Below are 6299 nucleotides of genomic sequence, written 5' to 3'. Positions count from 1 at the left end.
CCTGCGCCTTCGCCCACTCCTTGAGGTTCATACACCCGACCGTAACCACACTCACCCAAATGCACTATCACTCACAAGAGTGATCTAAAGAACCAGCAGCCCCAACCCCTGCCCTGGGGGTTGCGCCCTTTCGGCGTTCCCCCTATCTTACCGGCCGGTAACAGTCTCTCCCCGTTACGGAGCCGATCTGATGTCTGCCGCTTCCTTACGCACCCGCCGCCGCCGTTCCGCTTCGGCGACCACCGCGTCGCTGACCGTACTGGCCGCCCTCGCCTCGGCGGCGCTCCTGGCGGGTCCCGTGTCCGCCGCCGGTGCCGAGGTGGCCGCCGGGACCTCGACCGGTTCCACGCCGCGCGAGGTGCTGTTCGTGGGGAACAACTGGGAGGGCACCGCCGACGTCCTCGCCTCCACCGGCGACCTCGCCAAGGTGGGCCGGATCAACATGGTCCCCGACAAGGAGGAGCGGCTCCGGGAGATCTACCTCAACCCGGTGAAGCTCGGCTTCTTCCTGGGCATCCGGGCCACGGCGGGCGAGGGCCACGACCAGTTCGTGGACGACATGTACACCACCCCGGACGGCACCGCCGTCGTCGCCTCCCGCCCCAGCTTCGCCGACGTCGTCTCCATAGACGTCCGCACCGGCCGGATCAACTGGCGCTTCCCGGTGGCCGGTTACCGGGCGGACCACATGGCGATCTCCCCGGACGGCACCCGCGTCGCGGTCTCCGCCTCCACCGCCAACACGGTGCACGTCCTCGACGTGGCCACCGGTCGTCAGACCGGGTCCTTCACCACCGGCGACAAGCCGCACGAGAACACCTTCACGCACGACGGCCGCTACCTGTGGAACAGCTCCATCGGCGACGTGACCTCCGCCCTCGACGCGCCCTGGCTGGACTGGACGAAGGGGGACCGGAAGATCACCGTCGTCGACACGCAGACCTTCCGCACGGTCCGGGTGATCGACATGAGGTCGCGCCTCGACGCCTTCGGCCGCTCCGACCTGTCCGACGCGGTGCGGCCCGTGGCCTTCAGCCCGGACGAGTCGAAGCTCTACTTCCAGGTGTCCTTCTTCAACGGCTTCGTCGAGTACGACGTGGCCGCCGACCGGATCACCCGGATCAAGACCCTCCCGCAGAACCCGGCCACCAGCACCGACCGCACCACCTGGGTCAACGACTCCCGCCACCACGGCATGTCCATGAGCCCGGACGGGGCCAAGCTCTGCATCGCCGGGACCATGGACGACTACGCGACCGTCGTGGACCGGGCCACCCTCACCGAGGGTCCGCTCGTGCCCGCCGCCAAGCCGTACTGGGCGACCGTCGACGGCGACGGCACCGGCTGCGTGATCTCCGAGAGCGGCGCCGACCAGGTCACGGCCATCGATTTCGCGACCGGTACCAAGCGGGTGTCGGTGCCCGTGGGCGACCATCCGCAGCGGGTGCGGCTCGCGCACGTTCCGGCCGGCTGGACCGGCCCGGTGGCGCGCTGATCCGGCGCTCGAGCGGGCGTATCCGGCCACTATGGGATGACTGGTCTGCGATGACCGATTAGTCTCCGGATCATGCTGGACATCCGCGAGGTACCCGAGGCAGACATCGACCGTGCTCTGGAGCTCGCGTACCTGGTCTTCCACGACCGCCCCGAGAAGGAGGGGCGCGCGCGCCACCACGAGATGCTCCGCCACTGCGAGCGGATCGGGGCCTATGACGGGGAGGCGATCGTCGGCTTCATGGCCGCGCACGCCTTCCGGCTCTCGGTGCCCGGGGCGGACCTTCCCTGCCCCGGGCTCACCTTCGTCTCCGTCGCCCCCACCCACCGCCGCCGGGGCGTACTGACCGCCCTCATGGGCGAGATGATGCGCCGCGCCGGCGCGGCCGGAAGCCCGGTCGCCGCCCTGTGGGCCTCAGAATCCGCCATCTACGGGCGCTTCGGCTACGGCGGCGCCACCCAGGGCGCCACCATCGAGATCGACTCCAGCCGGCCGCTGGCCCTGCGCATCGAGGCGGACCGGCGGCCGCTGCGGATGGTCGGCCCCGAGGACGCGGTCGCCGTCGTCGGCCCGTGCCACGAGGCGGCCCGCGCGACCCGGGCCGGGCGGCCGGCCCGTACCGCCTGGCGCTGGACCGAGGAATGGCTCACCGAGCAGGACGAGGAGGACGACGAGCTCGGCCCGCCCCGGATCATCGCTCTGGGGGAGCGGGGCGAGCCGGTCGCCGGCTACGTCCTCTACCGCACGAAGCCCGAGTATTCCGGGGCGACGGCCGGTCCCGCCCGTACCCCCGGCCTGGTCCGGGTCTACGAGCTGGAGGCGCAGTCCCCGGCCGTCGCCGCCGCGCTGTGGGAGTGCGTGGCCTCCCTCGACCTCACGGGCCGGGTCTACGCCTGGGGCCGCCCGGCCGACGACCCGCTGCTGCACTTCGCCGCCGACCGGGACCAGGTCAGGGTCACCGGCGCGTACCCGGCGCTGTGGCTGCGCCTGGTCGACGTGGCGGCGGCCCTCACCGCGCGGTCGTGGGCCGCGCCCGTGGACCTCGTACTGGAGCTGACCGACGCACGGCTGCCCGCGAACGCGGGGACCTTCCGCCTGAAGGCGGGACCGGGCGGCGCGCAGTACGAGCCCGCCGCCGGCCGGGCGCCGGACCTGACCCTGGACGTACGGGAGCTCGCGGCCTGCTACCTCGGCGGGACCCGGGCCGTGGAGCTGGTCGCGGCCACCCTGGTGGTGGAGCACACCCCGGGCGCGGCGGCCGCCCTGGACGCCGGGCTGCGCACCGCGCTCCTGCCGCACACGGCGGACGAGTTCTGACCGCTCCGCCGTGTGCGCGCCCGGTCCGCTCAGCGGGCGGGCAGTGAGATGCGGGCGGCCGACATGCCGAAGGTGGAACTGAGGACGCCGGTGGAGATCGGGTCGCCCAGCCGGTGCAGGTCCTCCTCGCGGTAACGCACGGTCTTGTGGTGCCAGTTGAGGATTCCGGCGAGCCAGTCCTGCAACTCGCGCACGTACGCGTCGAGTCCGGCCCTGGCCTCCTCGTCCAGTTTCCAGTCGTCGTAGAGCAGCGGGAGCTGGTTCGCGACGATGTGCTCGAACTCCTCGGTGCGCTGCGTCATCAGCGCATGGCAGATGTGCAGCGCCCGCGGGTAGTCGATGTCGAAGAAGTTGCGCGTGACGAGGACGTAGTTGTGCACCTCGCCCTCGACCTCCACCTCCTTCTGGTAGGAGAAGAGGTCGTTGATCAGGCAGGCGGAGTCGGCGGCCGCGTTCTCCAGGGAGCGGATGGTGCCGGAGGCGTAGATCTCGTCCGGGATGCCGCGGCCCGCCTGGCCGAGCCGGCACAGGTACATCGTGAGGTGCGAGCCGAAGGTGTGCCGGCGCATCTCGGCGTAGTCCACCGGGTCGGGGATGCGGTGGCGGATCTGGTTCTCCGTCTCCCACAGCCAGCTCTGCAGCATGTTGACGAGGGTGGTCCGGAACTCGGCGCGGACCTCGGGGGACATGTCCCTGGAGGTGCGCACCCACAGGTCGGCGAGGGAGCGCTCCATCGCGGTGACGGGCACCGCCTGTTCGGCGTGGTCCACCGGGATCATGGCGATCAGCCGGGCGGTGGTGGCCTTGGCGGCCGGCAGGTTCTTGGCCTGGCCGAAGACCACCGGGTAGTAGTCGTCCCCGTACGTGCCCCAGGTCAGCCAGCAGGCGTTGAGGGTCAGCGCCTCGGGGGTGGCGTCGGGGTCGATGCCCGCGGAGCAGAGCGCGAAGTCGTAGCCGCGCAGCTTCTCCTCGTTCCAGATCGCGGACCCGGGGTCGCCTGGCTGTGGATCGAGCAGGCCCATCTCCCGTGACCAGGCGACGGACTGCTCGCGCGCCTGGGCGTGGTGCGGGCTGAGCGCGAGCGGGAAGGGCATGTAGACGTCCGGGACGACGGACGGGCCGGTGTGCTCGAAGGGGACGTGGGTGAAGGAGCGGTGGCGCAGTTCCAGGGCGCGCGGGGCCAGGATCGAGCGGAGGTCGAGGGCGGTGGTGCCGAGACCCGACGGCATGAAGGGCAGGGTGAGCGGCGCGGTGGCCCGGGCCTCCTTGTTCATGTAGCGGCTGGAGACCATGTGCCACGCGTGGCCGCCGGACTGCCAGTCCTGCAGGCCCTTGGCGTAGGCGAGGACGGCGGCGATCTCCGCCGGGTCCATGGCGTGGTCGGTGAAGAGCTGGGGGAGTTCGGCGAGGGCGGTCTGCTCGAACTGCTGGAGCCGGGAGGTGAGGAGGTCGTTGGAGGCCTCGGCGGCCTCCTGCGTGCTGCAGTCGAGGAAGGTCTCCAACACCAGGATGGCGTTGGAGAGTTCGCCCTCGTCGGCGACCTCGCGCTCATAGGAGAAGATGTCGTTCCTGATGTGCACGGCGTCGGAGAAGGCGTCGCGCAGCACCGCGAGCGGGCGGGAGCGCGCGACGCGCGCCGGTACCTCCGCCGACACGTACTCGATGAGCCCGGCCGACCAGGGGGCCCCGCCGACCTTGCGGCGCATCTCGATGTATTCGAGGGGGTTGGCCACCCGCCCGATGTTGATGTTGGCGAGCTCCCACATCGACTCGTCGAGCAGGTTCTTGGTGGACTCGGAGAACCGTTCCCGCCAGTCCGTCGACATGGCGGGGACGGTACGGGCCCACAGGTCGGCGAGACCCGCCTCGACGGGGTTGGTGGCCTCGGGGAAGCCGCCCGACAGGTCCATGGGCATGAAGGCGGCGAGCCGGTCGAGATAGGCCTTCGCGCCGGCGCGGTCCTGCGAGCGCTTGTACATCTCCAGGAAGTGGTCGTCGAAGAAGAACACCCACACGTACCAGTCGGTGACCAGCGACAGCGCCTCGCTGTCGCAGTCGGGGTGGGTGTACGAGCACAGCAGCGCGTAGTCGTGCGAGTCGAGGTCGCTCTCTTCCCAGACGCCGGAACCCTCCAGCATCCCGAAGTCGCGGGCCCACTTCTTGGTGTGGACCCTCGCGTCCTCCAGGTGCGGGTTCAGTCGCGCCGGATAGGGCACGTAGAAATCCGGCAGTTGAAACGGCTGCGTCACGGCGGGGTGGGCCTTTCGTCTGTCTGTCTCGCGGAAGGAACCGGGGGATCGGAGGAATCCGAGAACCGGATCAAGCGGAAGGCCCTGAAGGGGGCCCTCCGCACGAGATCAGCACTGCCCTACCCATGACGCCGGTGCGATAAGGGGGAGTTCACTTCATCAGGTGACGCGGGTGCCGTTTCGCGACGCGCAAGGACGCCGACGGGTAGGGGCGCGCCTCAGCCTTCGGCGGACTTCCGCTGGTCGAACGCCGGGTAGAACGTGCGCAGCAGACCGAAGGTCTCGGGGAAGTCGAGCTGGCCGGGGGCGGAGCTGGCGCCGAAGAAGGAGTAGGTGATCCGCGATCCGAGGGCGGGGAAGAAGACGCGGGACACCGCACCGTTCTCGCCCATGGCGATGACGATCAGCCGGGTGCCGTCGGCGCCGGCGCTCAGGAGCAGCGAGGCCAGCCGCCGCACGTCCTCGTCGGACCGCGCCATGGTGGACACCTTGACCACGTCCGCGCCGGCGCTCTTCGCGTCGTCGACGACGGCCTGGAGTTCTTCCGTGCCGGGGGTCAATTCAAAATTGTGATAAGAGACGATCGCCACGGTGTCGTGCCGGTGGGCGGCCTCGATCACCTCGGCGAGGATTTCCCCGGAGGAGAGCTCGATGTCCACGGCTTCGACCTGAGGGGCGAGCGCGCGGAACAGTTCGAGGCGCTGCGCTTCCGTGCCCTTCCACGCGCCGCCCTCGCGGGCGGACCGGAGGGTGGCCAGCACCGGCAGGGCCTTGAACGCGTCCACCTGGGCCAGGACATGGGCCGTTTCGGTCCGGGCGTACCGGTCGACGCGCAGCTCGGCCACGTCGACGCCGGCGGCCTTCGCGGCGTGTGCGCGCGGCTCGGTGTCGCTGTCGTCGAAGCTGACGGCCACCAGCGGAATGCCGCCGTCGAGAAGCGCCCGCAGTGAATTCATTTCCTGGTCACAGCCTTTTCGATTCTGGATATCCGACGCGAAGCACAGGGTGAACGGGGCGGATTATACGCGGAATCGCCAGGCGGGATCGGGGGCGACCGCCTTGTGGTCGGGTGCGCTGTTCCCGATTCGGGCCATCGGTGCGCCCCGGGCCCCCGTCGGGGAGGGCCGTGGGGGGGGGGGCGCCCCCCCGGGCGCGCGCGCGCGCGCGCGGGCGGGGGCGGCGTGGCTCGCGGGCAGGCCCCCCCTCGCCCGCGCCCCGCCGGCCGCAGGCGCGGACGC

The 6299-nt window shown here is 70.8% G+C and carries 4 protein-coding genes; 2 read left to right on the top strand and 2 right to left on the bottom strand.

Annotated elements, in window-relative coordinates; all coding sequences use genetic code 11:
• Nucleotides 1-190: 190 nt before the first annotated feature.
• Nucleotides 191-1495, top strand: a complete 1305-nt coding sequence (locus ACWF9Z_RS30755) for a YncE family protein (RefSeq protein ID WP_453607506.1) — start codon at nt 191-193, stop codon at nt 1493-1495.
• Between the two features lie 72 nt (nt 1496-1567).
• Nucleotides 1568-2812 (top strand): GNAT family N-acetyltransferase, encoded by a 1245-nt coding sequence (locus tag ACWF9Z_RS30750; RefSeq protein ID WP_453607503.1) that lies wholly within the window; start codon nt 1568-1570, stop codon nt 2810-2812.
• Between the two features lie 29 nt (nt 2813-2841).
• Here the strand turns inward: ACWF9Z_RS30750 and ACWF9Z_RS30745 are convergent, their stop codons facing one another.
• Both ACWF9Z_RS30745 and aroD read right to left on the bottom strand, forming a co-directional pair.
• Nucleotides 2842-5061 carry a terpene synthase family protein gene (locus ACWF9Z_RS30745; RefSeq protein ID WP_453607500.1) on the bottom strand — a complete coding sequence of 740 codons (2220 nt, stop codon included), beginning with the start codon at nt 5059-5061 and terminating at the stop codon, nt 2842-2844.
• A gap of 218 nt (nt 5062-5279) precedes the next feature.
• A complete protein-coding gene (aroD, locus tag ACWF9Z_RS30740; RefSeq protein ID WP_453607497.1) occupies nt 5280-6017 on the bottom strand; it encodes a type I 3-dehydroquinate dehydratase in 738 nt (245 codons plus the stop codon).
• Between the last annotated feature and the right edge of the window lie 282 nt (nt 6018-6299).

This window comes from Streptomyces sp. NPDC054961, assembly GCF_053609145.1.
Note: the sequence above shows the minus strand (reverse complement) of the source record. Positions and strands in the feature narration are given on the sequence as shown.